The sequence below is a fragment of the Maridesulfovibrio spiralis (SeqCode) genome (assembly GCF_048571135.1).
GTDB lineage: Bacteria > Desulfobacterota > Desulfovibrionia > Desulfovibrionales > Desulfovibrionaceae > Maridesulfovibrio > Maridesulfovibrio spiralis.
The window spans coordinates 2126475-2142337 of record NZ_CP182344.1; the positions used below are offsets into that span (position 1 = coordinate 2126475).

At 49.4% G+C, this 15863-nt stretch carries 16 protein-coding genes and 1 other RNA gene; 14 read left to right on the plus strand and 3 right to left on the minus strand.

Going from position 1 to position 15863, the window contains the following annotated elements:
- Positions 1 to 3 precede the first annotated feature (3 nt).
- From atpA to ACNI29_RS09525, 4 genes are read left to right on the plus strand one after another with little or no spacing between them, the layout of a single operon-like run.
- On the plus strand, positions 4 to 1512 hold the full coding sequence (atpA, locus tag ACNI29_RS09510) for a F0F1 ATP synthase subunit alpha (protein ID WP_419781970.1): 1509 nt from the start codon (positions 4 to 6) through the stop codon (positions 1510 to 1512).
- Between the two features lie 15 nt (positions 1513 to 1527).
- The gene (locus ACNI29_RS09515) at positions 1528 to 2406 is read left to right on the plus strand and encodes a F0F1 ATP synthase subunit gamma (RefSeq protein WP_419781971.1); all 879 of its coding nucleotides are present in this window, start codon (positions 1528 to 1530) and stop codon (positions 2404 to 2406) included.
- A 17-nt stretch (positions 2407 to 2423) separates the two neighbouring features.
- Positions 2424 to 3827 carry a F0F1 ATP synthase subunit beta gene (gene atpD, locus ACNI29_RS09520; protein WP_419781972.1) on the plus strand — a complete coding sequence of 468 codons (1404 nt, stop codon included), beginning with the start codon at positions 2424 to 2426 and terminating at the stop codon, positions 3825 to 3827.
- A gap of 14 nt (positions 3828 to 3841) precedes the next feature.
- Positions 3842 to 4270: a F0F1 ATP synthase subunit epsilon gene (locus ACNI29_RS09525; protein WP_419781973.1), complete on the plus strand. Its 429-nt coding sequence runs from the start codon at positions 3842 to 3844 to the stop codon at positions 4268 to 4270.
- Here ACNI29_RS09525 and ACNI29_RS09530 read toward each other — a convergent pair.
- Positions 4257 to 4445 carry a hypothetical protein gene (locus ACNI29_RS09530; RefSeq protein ID WP_419781974.1) on the minus strand — a complete coding sequence of 63 codons (189 nt, stop codon included), beginning with the start codon at positions 4443 to 4445 and terminating at the stop codon, positions 4257 to 4259. The genes ACNI29_RS09525 and ACNI29_RS09530 overlap by 14 nt on opposite strands.
- On the opposite strand from ACNI29_RS09530, the gene glmU reads away from it, so the two are divergent.
- From glmU to ACNI29_RS09575, 9 genes are all read left to right on the plus strand, one after another.
- Positions 4433 to 5815, plus strand: a complete 1383-nt coding sequence (gene glmU / locus ACNI29_RS09535) for a bifunctional UDP-N-acetylglucosamine diphosphorylase/glucosamine-1-phosphate N-acetyltransferase GlmU (RefSeq protein WP_419781975.1) — start codon at positions 4433 to 4435, stop codon at positions 5813 to 5815. The two genes, ACNI29_RS09530 and glmU, sit on opposite strands and share 13 nt — an antisense overlap.
- 31 nt (positions 5816 to 5846) lie before the next feature.
- A complete protein-coding gene (locus ACNI29_RS09540; protein WP_419781976.1) occupies positions 5847 to 6023 on the plus strand; it encodes a hypothetical protein in 177 nt (58 codons plus the stop codon).
- A gap of 78 nt (positions 6024 to 6101) precedes the next feature.
- Positions 6102 to 6350 carry a cell division protein ZapA gene (locus tag ACNI29_RS09545; RefSeq protein ID WP_419781977.1) on the plus strand — a complete coding sequence of 83 codons (249 nt, stop codon included), beginning with the start codon at positions 6102 to 6104 and terminating at the stop codon, positions 6348 to 6350.
- 37 nt (positions 6351 to 6387) lie between these two features.
- Positions 6388 to 6570, plus strand: a non-coding RNA gene (gene ssrS / locus ACNI29_RS09550) — 6S RNA.
- Positions 6571 to 6776: 206 nt separating this feature from the next.
- The gene (gene rny / locus ACNI29_RS09555) at positions 6777 to 8333 is read left to right on the plus strand and encodes a ribonuclease Y (protein ID WP_419781978.1); all 1557 of its coding nucleotides are present in this window, start codon (positions 6777 to 6779) and stop codon (positions 8331 to 8333) included.
- 253 nt (positions 8334 to 8586) lie between these two features.
- Positions 8587 to 9375, plus strand: coding sequence for a TIGR00282 family metallophosphoesterase (locus tag ACNI29_RS09560; RefSeq protein WP_419781979.1), 789 nt, complete (start codon positions 8587 to 8589; stop codon positions 9373 to 9375).
- Positions 9376 to 9647: 272 nt separating this feature from the next.
- Complete coding sequence (tyrS, locus tag ACNI29_RS09565) at positions 9648 to 10916, plus strand: tyrosine--tRNA ligase (protein WP_419781980.1); 1269 nt, start codon at positions 9648 to 9650, stop codon at positions 10914 to 10916.
- 113 nt (positions 10917 to 11029) lie between these two features.
- The gene (locus tag ACNI29_RS09570) at positions 11030 to 11473 is read left to right on the plus strand and encodes a DMT family transporter (protein WP_419781981.1); all 444 of its coding nucleotides are present in this window, start codon (positions 11030 to 11032) and stop codon (positions 11471 to 11473) included.
- Positions 11474 to 11494: 21 nt separating this feature from the next.
- Complete coding sequence (locus ACNI29_RS09575) at positions 11495 to 12382, plus strand: 4-hydroxybenzoate octaprenyltransferase (RefSeq protein ID WP_419781982.1); 888 nt, start codon at positions 11495 to 11497, stop codon at positions 12380 to 12382.
- Positions 12383 to 12564: 182 nt separating this feature from the next.
- On the opposite strand, the gene ACNI29_RS09580 is transcribed toward ACNI29_RS09575, so the two are convergent.
- Positions 12565 to 12696, minus strand: a complete 132-nt coding sequence (locus ACNI29_RS09580; RefSeq protein ID WP_419781983.1) for a hypothetical protein — start codon at positions 12694 to 12696, stop codon at positions 12565 to 12567.
- Between the two features lie 22 nt (positions 12697 to 12718).
- Between ACNI29_RS09580 and ACNI29_RS09585 the strand changes: the two genes are divergently transcribed.
- Positions 12719 to 14305 (plus strand): methyl-accepting chemotaxis protein, encoded by a 1587-nt coding sequence (locus ACNI29_RS09585; protein ID WP_419781984.1) that lies wholly within the window; start codon positions 12719 to 12721, stop codon positions 14303 to 14305.
- Between the two features lie 228 nt (positions 14306 to 14533).
- Here the strand turns inward: ACNI29_RS09585 and ACNI29_RS09590 are convergent, their stop codons facing one another.
- Complete coding sequence (locus ACNI29_RS09590) at positions 14534 to 15853, minus strand: histone deacetylase family protein (RefSeq protein ID WP_419781985.1); 1320 nt, start codon at positions 15851 to 15853, stop codon at positions 14534 to 14536.
- Positions 15854 to 15863: the final 10 nt, after the last annotated feature.

Below are 15863 nucleotides of genomic sequence, written 5' to 3' on the forward strand. Positions count from 1 at the left end.
GCCATGCAAATTAAAGCGGAAGAAATCAGCAAAATCATTGAAGATCAGATTCAGAATTATGAGTCTAAGGTCGAGATGAGCGAAACCGGTACCGTTCTCTATGTTGGTGACGGTATTGCTCGTGTTCATGGTGTTGAGAACGCAATGGCTATGGAGCTCCTCGAGTTCCCCGGCGGCCTGATGGGCATGGTTCTCAACCTCGAAGAAGATAACGTCGGTGTTGCACTCCTCGGTGACGATACCGGTATTAAAGAAGGTGACCCGGTAAAACGTACCGGCAAGCTCTTCTCCGTACCTGTTGGACCGGCTGTTATGGGTCGTGTTGTTAACCCTCTCGGTCAGCCCATTGATGGTCTCGGACCCATTGAAGCAGAAGAAGAACGTCCCGTTGAGCTTAAAGCTCCCGGTATCATCGCACGTAAGTCCGTACATGAACCCATGTACACCGGTCTGAAAGCGATTGATGCGATGACTCCTATCGGACGTGGTCAGCGTGAGTTGGTTATTGGTGACCGTCAGGTTGGTAAGACCGCTATCTGCGTTGATGCTATCCTCGCTCAGAAAGATTCCGGTATCCACTGCTTCTACGTAGCTATCGGTCAGAAGAAAGCAGCAGTTGCTCTTGTTGCTGACATTCTGCGTAAGCACGGTGCAATGGAATACACCACAATCATTTCTGCAACAGCTTCTGAGCCTGCACCTCTGCAGTTTATTTCTGCATACACCGGTGCAACCATGGCTGAGTACTACCGTGACGGTGGTAAGCACGCCCTCATCGCTTACGATGACCTTTCCAAACAGGCTGTTGCATACAGACAGATGTCTCTCCTGCTTCGTCGCCCTCCGGGACGTGAAGCATACCCCGGTGACGTTTTCTACCTGCACTCAAGGCTCCTTGAGCGTTCCTGCAAGGTTAATGATGACCTCGGTGCCGGTTCTTTGACCGCACTGCCCATCATTGAAACCCAGGCCGGTGACGTTTCCGCATACATTCCGACCAACGTTATCTCCATTACCGATGGTCAGGTTTACCTTGAGCCTAACCTCTTCAACTCCGGTATCCGTCCTGCTGTTAACGTAGGTCTGTCCGTATCCCGAGTTGGTGGTGCTGCTCAGATTAAAGCTATGAAACAGGTTGCAGGTACTCTGCGTCTTGACCTCGCACAGTATCGTGAACTGGCAGCATTCGCAGCTTTCGGTTCCGACCTCGATAAGGCCACACAGCAGAAGCTGAACCGCGGTGCCCGCATGGTTGAGCTTCTTAAGCAGCCTCAGTACAAGCCTATGAACGTAATGCAGCAGGTCATTTCCCTGTACGCCGGTACTCGCGGCTACATGGATGAAGTTCCTGTTACTGCTGTACGTAAATATGAAGATGAACTTCAGGAATTTATCGCTAACGCGAAACCTGAAATTATCGAAGGCATCAAGACTAAAGGCGCTATTGACGACGATATCGAAGGCAAGCTGAAGGCCGCTCTGGAAGAGTTCAATAAAGGTTTCACAGCTTAATCCTGGGAGGTACTGATGGCTTCTCTTAAGGATGTCCAAAACCAAATCGTCAGTATTAAAAAGACTAAGCAGATTACCAAAGCCATGAACATGGTTGCGTCGGCTAAACTGCGTGGTGCTCAGGATAGAATTGAGCGCTTCCGCCCCTACGCTGACAAATTCTATGAAATGCTCGGCGATCTGGCGGCAGGTGCTGACTCCTCAGTACACCCGCTGCTTGAAGTCCATGAAGAGATCAAAAGTGTAGGTATCGTCCTCACTACTTCTGATCGCGGACTTTGCGGTAGTTTTAATACTAATATGATAAATGCAGCCCTTAAGCTGGCTGCAGCAAAAAAGGCTGAAGGTAAAGCTGTCAAGTTTTACTGCGTAGGTAAAAAAGGCGCTGCTGCCGTTAAGAAGACTGAGTACGAAATCATTGAAGCTTACAATGATGACATGGGCTCCTTCGACTTTAACTTGGCTGCATCCATTGGTAACAAAGTTATCGACGCCTACCTCGCTGAAGAGCTTGATGAGGTTTTCCTCGTCTTCGGTAAATTCGTAAGCGTTGCTAGCCAGCCCCCGGAAACCCTTCAGATCCTGCCCATGTCTTCCGAGGCAGCAGGCGAAGAAGCTGAGTCCGGCGCATCTAGCGAATACATTTACGAACCTTCCGTTGAAGGCCTTCTCGCGGAGCTTCTGCCCCGTTTTGTAAAAGTTCAGGTTTATCGCGGTCTGCTCGACACATCCTGCAGTGAACACGCTGCACGTATGGCTGCAATGGATAACGCATCCAGAGCATGCGATGATATGACCGAAACTCTGACCTTGCTTTATAACAAAACCAGGCAGGCCGCTATTACCGCGGATCTTATGGACATTGTCGGCGGCGCAGAAGCGCTGAAAGGATAATATAGGGGGTTACTCTGATGAGTAAAGTTACAGGTAAAATTGTTCAGGTTATCGGCGCGGTTGTTGACGTCGAATTTCCTGAAGGGCAATTGCCCAACATTCTGACTGCGGTCGAGATTGATAACCCGAACAACACCGACGCACCTGACCTGGTGTGTGAGGTTGCACAGCACCTCGGTGATAACGTTGTTCGTACCATCGCTATGGACGCTACCGAAGGTCTCGTCCGCGGCATGGAAGTAGTGGCAACCGGTGAATCCATCTCCGTACCTGTCGGTAATGGTGTTCTCGGTCGTATCCTTAACGTTGTTGGCCGTCCTGTTGATGAATTGGGCCCCATCGATGCTAAAGAATCTATGTCTATTCACCGCGCAGCTCCGGAATTCACCGAGCAGTCCACCAAAGTTGAACTGCTGGAAACCGGTATCAAAGTTGTTGACCTTCTCGTACCCTTCCCCAAGGGTGGTAAGATGGGCCTCTTCGGCGGCGCAGGTGTTGGTAAAACCGTTATTCTGATGGAAATGATCAACAACATTGCGAAACAGCACGGTGGTAAATCTTGCTTCGCAGGTGTTGGTGAGCGTACCCGTGAAGGTAACGACCTCTATCACGAAATGAAAGACGCGGGCGTTCTCGAGAAGTCCGCTCTCGTATACGGCCAGATGAACGAACCTCCGGGAGCACGTGCTCGTGTTGCACTGACCGCTCTGACCATCGCTGAGTACTTCCGTGATGTTGAAGGTGAAGACGTTCTTCTCTTTATTGATAACATCTTCCGTTTCACCCAGGCAGGTTCCGAGGTATCCGCACTTCTCGGTCGTATGCCTTCCGCAGTTGGTTACCAGCCGACTCTCGGTACTGACCTTGGTGGACTCCAGGAACGTATTACCTCCACAAACAAAGGTTCCATTACCTCTGTTCAGGCTGTTTACGTTCCTGCGGATGACTTGACTGACCCCGCACCTGCTACCACCTTCTCTCACCTTGACGGTACTCTCGTTCTTTCCCGTCAGATTGCAGAGCTTGGTATTTACCCTGCGGTTGACCCTCTTGACTCCACTTCCCGTATTCTCGCTCCGGACGTTCTGGGTGCTGAGCACTACGCGACTGCTCGTGAAGTTCAGATGGTTCTGCAGAAATATAAAGACCTTCAGGATATCATCGCCATTCTCGGTATGGATGAACTGTCCGACGAAGATAAGCAGACTGTTGCACGTGCACGCCGCATCCAGCGTTTCCTCTCCCAGCCCTTCCACGTTGCTGAAGTATTCACCGGTACCCCCGGCGTATACGTAAAGCTGGAAGACACTGTTAAGGCTTTCAGAGGCATCCTCGACGGCGAATACGATGACATGGCTGAAAACTCTTTCTACATGGTTGGCGCAATCGAAGAAGCCATTGAAAAAGAGAAAAACAAATAGCATAGGACGCGATTATGGCTAGTAAGCTCCTTTTGGAAATCGTTACTCCTGATCGCAAGGTCCTTTCCCAGGAAGTCGACTATGTCGGCGCACCGGGAATTGAGGGTGAGTTTGGTATTATGGCCAATCACATACCCTTTCTTTCGGCTCTCGGCGTAGGTAACCTCTACTTTAAAGATGGTAACCGCACTCACTACATCTTTGTTTCCGGCGGCTTTGCCGAAGTAGGAAACAACAAAGTGACCATTCTCGCCGAAGTTGCTGAAAAGGCCGTTGAGATCGACATCGCTCGGGCTCAGAAAGCTCAGGAAAAAGCGAAGGCTCGTTTGGCTAAAGCACAGGATCGTATCGAATCCGCTCGCGCGCAGGCTGCTCTTCAGAGAGCACTCTCTCGCTTAAGCTGCAAAGATGCGGCCCAGAAGGCCGGGACTACCACTCACTAGAGCTTAGTTTCAGCCCCAAAAGCCCCATGGCTATCAGGGAGCAGACTGATTCTTCAGTCTGCTCCTTTTTATTTGTGATGCATCCGGCAGCAATTCTATATTTACGCAAGTGCGGCAACCTGATATCAAGTCCCGAGTAATCAATATTGGAGAGTAGTTTATATGAATAAGTCATTTGCTTGTGCTCTTGTTCTCGCCGGAGGGAAGGGGACGCGTATGCATTCGGACAGCCCGAAAGTCTTGAAGACTTTGTTGGGCGAGTCCATGCTCTACTATGTATATAAAGCGCTCAAGCCCGCGCTCGGTGAGGATGTCTTTACCATCGTCGGCTTCGAGTCCGGTCAGGTTGAGAAGGCTTTTCCTGCGATGAAAGACCGCTTTGTGCTTCAGGAAGAACAGCTCGGCACAGGGCACGCTCTGCAGATGGGCTGGGGTCGCATTATGGATGCTGGAGTGGAATACTGCCTTGTTGTCAATGGCGATACTCCACTTATTCAGGAACAGGTTATCAGTGATTTCCTAGATGCAGTGAAGGAAGAGGGTTCCGACCTTTCTTTCATGAGCATCACCCCCGATGATCCTGCTTCTTTTGGCAGGGTTATCCGTGATAAGGACGGTCATGTTACTGCCATTGTTGAAGCCAAGGATTATGACGAAGGCGTTTATGGTCCGGTAAGCGGAGAGGTCAATGCAGGAATATATTGTTTGAAAATTACTGTTGTGGATTCACTACTTAGTAAATTGAATAACAATAATAATAGCGGTGAGTATTATATTACTGATCTTGTTGACCTTGCTGTTGAATGTGGCATGAACGTGACCGCAGTCAATGCTGGAAATTCTATTGATCTTATGGGCATCAACAGCCCCTTTGAGCTTGCGCAGGCAGAGAATGCGCTACGTTTGCGCACTTCAGAACGGCTACTGAAAAGCGGTGTGACTCTGCACAACTGGGAGTCTGTTGTTGTTGGACCCGGTGTTGAAATTGAACCGGGTGCAGAAATTTTTGGGCCTTGTGAGATTTATGGCCGTTCTAAAATTGAACGTGGTGCCGTTGTTGAATCTCACTGTCGTATTGTGGATAGTTTTGTTTCCGGCGGAGCTTTGATTAAAGCCTACAGCCATCTCGAGGAGGCTCAGGTTGGCCCTGAGTGCATGGTCGGGCCTTATGGTCGTTTGCGTCCTGGTGCAGTTCTCGAAGAAGGGTCCAAGGTCGGCAATTTTGTTGAAGTGAAAAAGGCAGTGCTCGGGAAAGGCGCAAAGGCCAGCCACCTGACCTATCTTGGAGACAGCGAAATCGGAGCCGGAACCAATATCGGTGCGGGTACGATTACCTGTAACTATGATGGGGTCAACAAGCACAAGACCGTAATTGGCGAAGGTGCTTTTATCGGCAGTAATACTGCTCTGGTCGCTCCGGTGACAATTGGCAAAGGTGCTTTGATCGGTGCTGGATCAACAATTACTAAGAATGTGAAGGATGGAGACCTCGGTGTTGCCAGAGGCAAGCAGGTCAACATTTCCCGGACTTTTAAGAAGTCTTGATTTTGTAAAGATAAGGTATTAGGTTAGGACTATGGAAATAATCGCTCATTTGGAAGAACGTTTCGATAAAATGCTGCAAAAAATTAAGCAACTCGAAGAAGAAAATGCTTTTCTTCTTGAGGAGCTTGAACAGGAGAAACAGCGCAAGGACGAAGTCCACGGTCGCATTGAGGTTCTCCTGAATAAAGTTGAAGGTACCCTCGATTAAGGTTTTTTAGCTCCGGCCTTCTGAAATCAGGGGGCCGGGTTTATATAAAATTAAGAGGATTACGGTCACCGGATTAATATGCCCCGTTATACAATACCCGTTCTCGGTCTTGAAATTTCATTTAAGACTGATGCGGATAAAGAAAGAATTGAAGCCGCTAAAGGCGTCCTCGAAGAAAGATTCGAGGGTCTAACACGGGGCGGGACAGATGTGAGCAGAGAAAAGCTGCTTACCTGTCTGGCTTTGAGTCTGGCCGATGACTACCTTGAACACAGCCGCAAGCTCGAAATGATGGAAGAGAAGATTAACGCGCTGTTAGAGAAGTGATAAGCTGTGCATTGCACAACTTTTTAAGATATAAGAAATTTCCCTGGGGAGTGCGTGATTGCCCTATGGCTTTTGAACCAATATAAAAAGTAAGGGAGCAAGCATCACCGGAGTGGTGTGCAGGCCCGGTTCGACCGGGAAGCCTGAAATTCCGGGGGCAGCGCCCACCTGTTAGACTAGGTTCTAACGTATACGGCAACACGGCATCTCCGGGGTCCCTTTTTTAAGGGATTTCGAACTTGGTATGAATTAAGAATTTTGATTTATTATATTTTCTGCCAGACCGCTTAAAGCTTATCTCACCCAGCCTGCTTTTATTCTCTGCCTTACCTTCCATTGCAGATTGTTATAATCTTTTCCGATTTAACAAATCGGTAATGACGAATCAGGCCGTCCACGGCCTGTCAACATACAAAGGAGAAAGGCATGTTTGGGGATATTTTTCTAATCTTATTTGGAATAGCCCTTGGTGCCGCAGGCGGATACGCCTTGCACCGATATGTGAATTCCAAGCGTTTGGCTGATTCCCAAGGATTGGCTGACCGTATTGTTCAGGAAGCCCGCAAAGAAGCTGAAGCTATGAAAAAAGAGATCAAGCTTCAAGGGCAGGATGAAGTATATGCTCTGAAAAAAGAGCAGGAAAATGAGTATAAAGAAATGGAGCGCGGTCTGAAACGCCAGGAAGAGCGCCTCCAGGAGAAAGAAGAGCGTCTTGAAAACAAGCTTGAAAAAGTCGCCAGCAAAGAGTCCGAGGTTGTGACTCTTGAAAAGCGCATGATCAAGAAAGAGAAGAAGCTCGAAACTCTTCGTGAAGATCTCGAAAAGAGAAAAGACGAACACGAACGCAAGCTGCAGGAAGTTTCCGGTCTGACTGTTGAGGAAGCCCGTGAAAAACTGTTGACTGAAATCGAAAGCCGTACCCGTCACGAGGCTGCCAAAATGGTACGTTCCATTGAAATGGAGGCCAAGGAAGACGGTTCCCGCAAGGCTCGTAAGATTCTTGCTCTCGCTATTCAGCGTTACTCCGGTGACTACGTCAACGAACAGACCGTAACCGCTGTGACCTTGCCCTCCGAGGACATGAAGGGCCGCATTATCGGTCGTGAAGGCCGCAACATCCGTGCTCTCGAAGCTGCTACCGGTGTTGACCTGATCATCGATGATACTCCGGAAACAGTTGTTCTCTCCGCTTACAGCCCGCTGCGCCGCGAAGTGGCCAAGCAGGCTCTTGAACGTTTGATTCATGACGGACGTATCCATCCCGCACGCATTGAAGACATCGTCAACAAGGTCGAGCAGGAAATGGACGTTAAGTTGCGTGAAATAGGTGAACAGGCAACCTTTGATGTCGGCGTACACGGCATCCATCCCGAAATCGTCAAACTCATCGGTCAGCTGCAGTACCGTACAAGCTTCTCCCAGAACGTGCTCCAGCACTCTCTTGAAGTTGCGTTCCTTTGTGGAATTATGGCTGCTGAGCTGGGCATGGACGAGAAGATCGCCAAGCGCGCCGGTCTGCTGCACGATATCGGTAAGGCTGTTGACCACGAAATCGAAGGCCCTCACGCAGTTATCGGTGCTGATCTCGCCAAGAAGCACGGTGAATCCAAAGAGATCATCCATGCTATTCAGGCTCACCATGAGGATGTTCCGCCTAAATCCGTACTCGCAACTCTCGTTCAGGCTGCGGACTCCCTGTCAGGTGCTCGGCCCGGTGCGCGTAAGGAATTGTTGGAAAACTATGTTAAGCGTCTTGAAGAGCTTGAAAACGTTGCTACCGGTTTCGACGGTGTCTCAAAAGCATACGCTATTCAGGCTGGCCGTGAGATCAGAGTTATGGTTGATGCTGAAAAAGTATCTGATGACAACACCCATATGCTCTGTAAAGACATCGCTACCAAGATTGAAAACAATATGACCTATCCCGGCCAGATTCGCGTGACCGTTATCCGCGAACGGCGCTCGGTGGGCTATGCTAAATAAATGACTTCTAAAAGGCCCGGTTCACCGGGCCTTTTCTTTATCTTTGATATAGATTCGTTATCGTGCTTTTGATTAACGAATGATGCCGTTAGCGTGACCAAAGGAACAAGTCGCTCTGCTCTCAGTCTCCGTAGACAGGAAGCAAAGCTTTTCGCCTGACGGCTACAGGTCTTTGGAATCCCGATTAGAGGTTTGTGTTTTTGTTCCTAATCGGGCCTAGCTTTTCCATGCCATCTTAGCTAAAAAAAATCCCATGCGTATACTTTTTCTTGGTGACATATTCGGACGTCCCGGTCGTAAGGCAATTGCTGCCAAGGTTAAGGTTCTTCGCGAAGAACTTGATCTTGATCTTGTTATTGCCAACGGGGAAAACGGCTCGCAGGGTGTGGGGCTTTCAATCAAGAATGCGCAGCAGCTTCTGGAGTACGGCATAGATCTGCTGACTTCCGGTAACCATATCTGGAAGTTCAGTAATATTTATGCATTTCTGAAAACCAGCGAGCGTATTGTCCGCCCTGCCAACCTACCGGAAGGAACACGCGGAAGGGGCTGGACTTCTTTTATGGTCCATGATCAAGTGCCTGTGGCGGTTATCAATCTTCAGGGCCGCGTTTTCATGGACCCGGTTGAGTGTCCCTTTAAGTGCGCGGATAAAATTCTGGAAGAGATCGACCCGGGAATCAAAATCCGGCTGGTGGATTTTCATGCCGAGGCCACTTCTGAGAAGCAGAGCCTCGGGCGTTATCTGGATGGTAGGGTCAGTGCGGTTCTGGGAACCCATACCCACGTGCAGACCAATGATGCCCGTATTTTTGAAAACGGGACCGGATACATTACCGACGCGGGGATGTGCGGACCGGTCGAGTCATGTCTGGGCTTAAGCCCGAATCCGGTTATTAAAAGATTTGTGACCGGACTGCCCCAGAAATGGAAAGTAGCATCCGGTCCGGTAGAACTTCAGGGCGTACTGCTTGAAATAGATGAAGATTCAGGCCAAACTGTCTCAATTGAGACATATAATTCAGGCCGCATGACAGTATAAGAAAATTTCATAAAAATATTGCCTATCGTAGAGCTATTCCAGCGAAGTTTAGTAAAAGGTTTTGGGATTCTTAAGTCCTTTTTACACAAATCTGCAAGAAAGCGGATTTGCCCGGTGCCTAAAAGCACCGCCCCAGGAAGGGGTGCAATAAAAAGGGTTTAAGCCGCCGGAGGCGAAATCACATCAAAATCGATCTAAAGCCCCCCGCCGGAAGCCCGCCGAAGGCATGCCTAATGCAGGCAAATAAATACATCTTAAAGAGGTTTAACCAAATGAACATTTACGACGAACTAAAGTGGCGAGGGCTGATCAATCAGGTTTCTGACGAAGAGAAGGTACGCGAGTATCTGGATACTCCGGGTCAGTACATGTATTGCGGCTTCGACCCCACTGCCGACAGCCTGCATATCGGTAACCTTGTTCCTCTGCTTTGCCTCGTGCGTATGAAGCGTGCGGGTCACAATCCCCTCTTTCTGCTCGGCGGCGCAACCGGCCGTATTGGTGACCCCAGCGGTAAGGACAAGGAAAGGGAATTCTCCAGCATCGAGAAAATCGAATCCCAGGCTGCAAACATCAAGGCTCAGATTGAAGCTTTCTGCGAACGAAATACCGGCGAGAAAGCTGAGGTTGTCAACAACTACGACTGGACCAAGAACATTTCCTACCTTGAAATGCTCCGCGACGTGGGTAAGCATTTTACCATCAACTGGATGATGGCCAAAGAATCCGTAAAGGGCCGTTTCGGACGTGATGATGTAGGTATTTCCTACACCGAATTCAGCTACATGCTGCTGCAGGGCTACGATTACTACCATCTTTACAAAGAGAAAGGCTGCCAGCTCCAGATTGGTGGCGGAGACCAATGGGGTAACATTACCGCAGGTTGCGAACTGATCCGCCGTAAGGCACAGGGTGAAGGCTTTGCTGTAACCTTTCCGCTGATCACAACCGCCTCCGGCCAGAAGTTCGGTAAGAGTGAAGGTAACGCAGTGTTCTTGAACCCTGAATTGACTTCTCCCTACACTTTTTACCAGTTCTGGATCAATACCGATGACCGTGATGTGATTAATTTTCTCAAGTACTTTACTTTCCTCACAGAGGAAGAGATTGCTGAGATCGCAAAAGAGCATGAAGAAGCACCGCATATGCGTGCTGCTCACAAGCGTCTGGCCGAGGAAACCACTATCATGATCCACGGCAGGGAAGAGCTGGAAAAAGTTCAGGCTGCAACCGCAGCTCTGTTCGGCAAGGGTGATCTCAAATCCGTTGATGCCACAACCCTGCGCGGTGCTATGGAAGCTGCTCCCGGTGTCGAATACGCAAAAGGCGATCTGCCCGATCTGCCCCAGATTCTTCTTGACCTTGGCATGGTTAAGTCCAAGGGTCAGGCCCGTAAGGATATCACAGGCGGCGGTCTGTACATCAATAACGAGCGTGTTTCAGAATTTGATTACGTTCCCGGTGAAGCAGATTTCATCGGCGGCGAATGCATGCTTATCCGCAAAGGTAAAAAGAATTACGGTCTGGTTACCATCAAATAAAGATGCCTGATAATGATCGAATTAGCCCGCTGGAACAATGTTTCAGCGGGCTTTGTTGTGTTTGTAGCTCTTGCAATGTATCGTGTCCGAGTAATTAAGGTAAGGGGTTGCTTATGCGTCTGTTTTTTATATCCATGTCTTTTGTCTTCGGGGCGTTGGCCCCTACTCAAGCAGGAGTCAACCTGAGGCTGAAAGGCTTCGTGGGTGATCCTGTGCTTGCAGCGATTGTCTCTTTTGCTGTCGGGACACTCAGCCTGTTGGCCTATGCATATTTCACAAAGGTTCCGCTGCCCGCAGCAGCTTCAGTGGTTAAGGGACCGTGGTGGATGTGGACAGGCGGTTTGATGGGGGCGTTTTTTGTGGCAGCAGCAGTGGTCGTGGCTCCTGTTCTCGGGGCGGGAACGATGATGTGCTGGATGGTGGCGGGGCAGATGGTTGCATCCATTCTGCTGGACCACTACGGACTCATAGGGTATGCCGTGCGGGAGGCTTCTACTGCGCGTATTGCAGGGGCATTGTTGATTATTATCGGTGCTGTGCTGGTTGAAAAATTTTAGTAAACATCAAGGAGTGGGGTTTTGAAGGATATTCTTTGCAAGTACTTGAAGATGTTGTGGGCAAATATTGTTCTTGTCTGCCGGATGATCAAGATTGAGCACTCAATTTTTGCATTGCCGTTCGCTTTTATGGGATATTTCCTTGCTACTGAAGGATCGGCTGATATTAAGTCTTTTGCTCTACTCACAGTAGCAATGGTTGCGGTTCGCTCTTTTGCCATGGCAGTGAACAGGCTTTTTGACATTAACATCGATAGTGAAAATCCGCGCACCCGTACCCGCCCTCTGGTTACCGGGGAGCTGGGAATTTTGTTTACCTTCTGTTTTATCGTGGTTTGTGCAGTGGTTTTCGTACTTGCATGTAAAGGAATGAACGAACTTTGCTACAATCTTTCCTACTTTGCACTGGCATGGTCAGCTTTCTATTCCCTGACTAAGCGGTTCACTATGCTTTGCCACTTTGTACTTGGTTCCGTACTCGGTCTGGCTCCGGTTGCCGGATGGTTGAGCATTGATCCCAATTTTACTCTGCCCGCAATTTTGTTTTTCTTCGGGGTTACTTTCTGGGTGGCGGGTTTCGATATCCTTTATGCCACACAGGATCGCAAGTTTGACCGCAAGCGGGGCCTCAATTCCATTCCGGCAAACCTAGGCATTGAGAAAGCTTTGACTATCTCTACTTTCAGCCATGTAAACACGGTTATTTTCTTTGCCCTTGCAGGGCTGGCTGCCGGATTGGGTGAGATTTATTTTTTCACTCTGGCTTTTGTAGGTGGATTGCTGATCTTTGAGCATCAGGTTATTTCCGCTGATGACATGAGTAAAGTGAATGTGGCTTTCTTTACTCTGAACGGTGTGATCTCGGTCATGCTCTTTGCCGGGACTCTGGCAGATATTTTGCTTTACTGAGTTTTTCGATTATAATATGATTCAATAAAATCCTTTGTTACAGGTATGTTAAGGGGGCTGGCACATTCGTGTTAGCCCCCTTTGCTGTTTTCATGAAGGTAAATTGGTAGACAAGCTCTTATAAAGGGTTTAGAAGCGATTTTGCGAGGTTATGAAGATCCGGCTTTGGAAGGCTTGAAATATTATCCAAAAGCACTATTGATCAGCGCCAAAAATCCACGAAATAATGGATTATCGATTGCTTTTTGTGTGGCAGTCCGGCTAAGATTTTTGGTGTTGATGGTGTATTCTGGATATTTGGGAAGAATATCCATAAGCTTTGCTGGGAGAGCCGAAATGACTAACGGTAATGGAAAGTTCCTGCGTGTTGTTGCAGGAATTTATTTTGGGGTATTTGTTGCCGCAGCAGTTCTGTGCGGTGTAATTTTAACAGTCTACAGCAATGAATCGTGGGCAATGAGCGGATTGGCGTTTGGCTTGATTGCGCTGCTGTCTTTGCTGGGGATTGGTCTTTTTTCCGTCCTTAAATCACAGGTCGTCCGACCTGTGGAATGTATCTCCACTTTTGCCGACCTTGTCATCAAAGGCGATTATTCAGAAGCAGATAAATGCACCAGCCCGGGGCTGGATGGTTTGCGTTCTTCTATCAACGAACTGAGCGATCTATACAAAGAGCGTTTGGGCTTCAGCCAAAGCATTCTCGAAGGTTTGCCGCTCGGTTGTTGCATCGTTGATTTGAAGGAGCATATAACTTTTCTGAACAAAGAATGTCTGGAGATGATCGGCTCCACTGAAGACCCCGAGTCCTATTACGGACGCATGATTTCACAGATTTTTTATCATGACGACCGCAAGTCCCTCATCGGTTACTGTATGGATGATGACACCCGGGCTATGAACCGGGAAGTTATTTTCAAGCATATAGACGACAGCGATATTAACGTCCTGGCTAACCTTTTCCCTTTGCATGATGTAGTGGGTAATGTGATCGGCGGTTGCTGTTTGTATGTTGTTACAACCGAACTGAAGCAGCGTGAAGCCCACATTATCAAGCAGAATGAGATGATCGCCAATGCTGCGGAGCAGGCTAATTCTGTTGTTTATGAACTTAGCAGTGCGGCTGAGCAGTTGCGCGGTCTTGTCAGCGAAGCGCGTAATGGTGCGAGAATCCAAAGTGAAGAAGCCGGACAGGCTGCCACCGCTATGGAAGAAATGAATGCCACTGTGCTCGAGGTTGCCCGCCATGCACAGGAAGCAGCTACTGATGCTGATAAGGCCAAGGTCGAAGCGGAGCAGGGTGAAAATACTGTATCCGGTGTAGTCAGTGCAATTGATGAAGTTTCGAGTCAGGCCGCTTCTTTGAAGAGTTCCATGGAAGATCTTGATCTGAAGGCTGAAGCTATTGGTAATGTGTTGGGGGTTATTGAAGATATTGCTGATCAGACCAACCTGCTGGCATTAAACGCAGCCATTGAGGCCGCCCGTGCCGGTGAAGCCGGACGAGGTTTTGCGGTTGTTGCTGACGAAGTGCGTAAGCTGGCGGAAAAAACAGTGCAGGCAACTTCCGAGGTTCACAAGGCTGTAGGCGATATTCAGCAGGGCGCGAAGACTAACGTTCGGGCAACTGAAAGTGCTGTTGAATCCGTGACCCGCAGTACCGCCCTTGCCGGGGAATCCGGTGAAGCGTTGACCAGAATTGTGAATATGTCTGAAGAAACAGCTGACCGGATCAGATCCATCGCCACTGCTTCAGAGCAGCAGGCCGCAGCCAGCGAACAGATCAACCGTTCGACCGAAGAGGTCAACCGCATCTCCAATGAGACCGAGCAGGCCATGGTGGAATCTTCCGAGGCCATCGATAAACTGGCTCAGCTTGCCGGGGATCTTTCCAGCATCATTGAAGGCATGCAGCAAAACAAATAGTTTAAAAACTAAATCTAAAATTAAAGCGGACAATCTTCCAAAGATTGTCCGCTTTTTTATTTTCAAGAACGGATTTACAAATTTCCGACGAAGCCCGCTAAAAGTTTCTCTGGCCCCCGGAGGGACCGTCGTTAGACCTCCCGGTAGGTCCGCCGGAGGCAACCAGAGTTAATAAAAGCGCAAAGCGCGCACCTATCCCCTCAACCTGAGGAGTTTTCGTTTTTTTTGTCAAAATCCGTAGCGCAGGTAGTCTTTCTCGCGACGGTTGATAAGCTGGATGTAGCGATAGCGGCTCTTGACCTGAGCTTCTTCCAGCAGTGAGTATCCCTGATTACGGCAGCTGTCGCAGGCTGCAGCAGGAATCTCAAGGCCGAAGCCCATAGGTCCGCCTTCGCGCTGTGTTTCCACCTTCAGCAGACCTCGGCAGTGATTGCAGAGCAGGAGGGACTCGGTCTGGGATTCTGTGAAACCTTCGGTATCGTAGAAAATATTACGATGCCGCACAGACCAATTGCCGCTGATGACGCCTTCGCTGCTTTCCGTGGGCGGATTGAAATAGATTTCTTTCACCCCTTCGCAGATGGTCCCGATGTAATTCATAACCTCGTCTGATTCCTTGAGCGTTTTCGGGTTGAAGCCCGGTTCGCGCACATGGGAATAATCAATTCCGGCCATGGCCAGACTAATTCCGAGGTTTACATAGGGCAGTGCGCCTTGAATAGCGTAACCGCCTTCCAGTACGGCAATATCGGGTTTGAGCATGGAGTTCAGTGCGGCGTAACCCTGAGCCGAGAAATTCATGTTGGTTATCGGGTCGGTGAAATGGTTGTCCTGTCCGGCGGAGTTAATGATCAGGTCCGGCTTGAAATCATCAAGAATAGGCATGACCGCCTCTTTCATGACCTTCATGAATCCGGCATCTGCAGTTCCGGGCGGCAGGGGGATATTTATCGTTTTTCCGAGTGCCTTGGGACCGCCCGACTCTTTGGGGAATCCTGTTCCCGGATAAAGGGTGCGCCCGTCCTGATGCAGGGAGATGAACAGGGTGTCGGGATCGTGCCAGTACACATCCTGTGTGCCGTCTCCGTGGTGGCAGTCGGTATCCACAATGGCAATGCGCTTGGGACCGTAGTGCTCACGGATATACTCGCACATGATGGCTTCGATGTTGATGGCGCAGAAGCCGCGGGAACCCTGTACTGTTTTCATGGCATGGTGGCCTGGTGGACGCACGAGGGCAAAGGCCCGTTTGCGTTCCCCTTCCATTACAAGCTGGGCAGCCTTGATGGCCCCCCCGGCGGAGATGCAGTGTGAGCGTGTGGCAACCGCCTCGGCTTCGGGAAAGCAGAAGTGGACCCGTTCAATATCTTCACTGGAAGCAACTTCAGGCTTGTATTCGCGGATGCCTTCGATGTCGAAAAGACCTTCTTCGCGCAGCTGGTCCTGTGTGTAGAGCAGCCTTTCTTCCCGTTCCGGGTGGGTGGGCGAGATGGCCCAGTCAAAGGCGGGGAAAAATATTATTCCCAGACTGTTTTCAGCCTTGAGCATTGTTCTCTCC

Bases quoted from the DNA above. Each gene is read 5' to 3' on its own strand.
- ACNI29_RS09530 (WP_419781974.1), bottom strand. From the start codon at position 4,445: ATGACTTATTCATATAAACTACTCTCCAATATTGATTACTCGGGACTT.
- ACNI29_RS09570 (WP_419781981.1), top strand. From the start codon at position 11,030: ATGCGTCTGTTTTTTATATCCATGTCTTTTGTCTTCGGGGCGTTGGCC.
- rny (WP_419781978.1), top strand. From the start codon at position 6,777: ATGTTTGGGGATATTTTTCTAATCTTATTTGGAATAGCCCTTGGTGCC.
- ACNI29_RS09560 (WP_419781979.1), top strand. From the start codon at position 8,587: ATGCGTATACTTTTTCTTGGTGACATATTCGGACGTCCCGGTCGTAAG.
- ACNI29_RS09525 (WP_419781973.1), top strand. From the start codon at position 3,842: ATGGCTAGTAAGCTCCTTTTGGAAATCGTTACTCCTGATCGCAAGGTC.
- ACNI29_RS09580 (WP_419781983.1), bottom strand. From the start codon at position 12,696: ATGGATATTCTTCCCAAATATCCAGAATACACCATCAACACCAAAAAT.
- ACNI29_RS09515 (WP_419781971.1), top strand. From the start codon at position 1,528: ATGGCTTCTCTTAAGGATGTCCAAAACCAAATCGTCAGTATTAAAAAG.
- ACNI29_RS09585 (WP_419781984.1), top strand. From the start codon at position 12,719: ATGACTAACGGTAATGGAAAGTTCCTGCGTGTTGTTGCAGGAATTTAT.
- atpD (WP_419781972.1), top strand. From the start codon at position 2,424: ATGAGTAAAGTTACAGGTAAAATTGTTCAGGTTATCGGCGCGGTTGTT.
- atpA (WP_419781970.1), top strand. From the start codon at position 4: ATGCAAATTAAAGCGGAAGAAATCAGCAAAATCATTGAAGATCAGATT.
- ACNI29_RS09540 (WP_419781976.1), top strand. From the start codon at position 5,847: ATGGAAATAATCGCTCATTTGGAAGAACGTTTCGATAAAATGCTGCAA.
- glmU (WP_419781975.1), top strand. From the start codon at position 4,433: ATGAATAAGTCATTTGCTTGTGCTCTTGTTCTCGCCGGAGGGAAGGGG.
- ACNI29_RS09545 (WP_419781977.1), top strand. From the start codon at position 6,102: ATGCCCCGTTATACAATACCCGTTCTCGGTCTTGAAATTTCATTTAAG.
- tyrS (WP_419781980.1), top strand. From the start codon at position 9,648: ATGAACATTTACGACGAACTAAAGTGGCGAGGGCTGATCAATCAGGTT.
- ACNI29_RS09590 (WP_419781985.1), bottom strand. From the start codon at position 15,853: ATGCTCAAGGCTGAAAACAGTCTGGGAATAATATTTTTCCCCGCCTTT.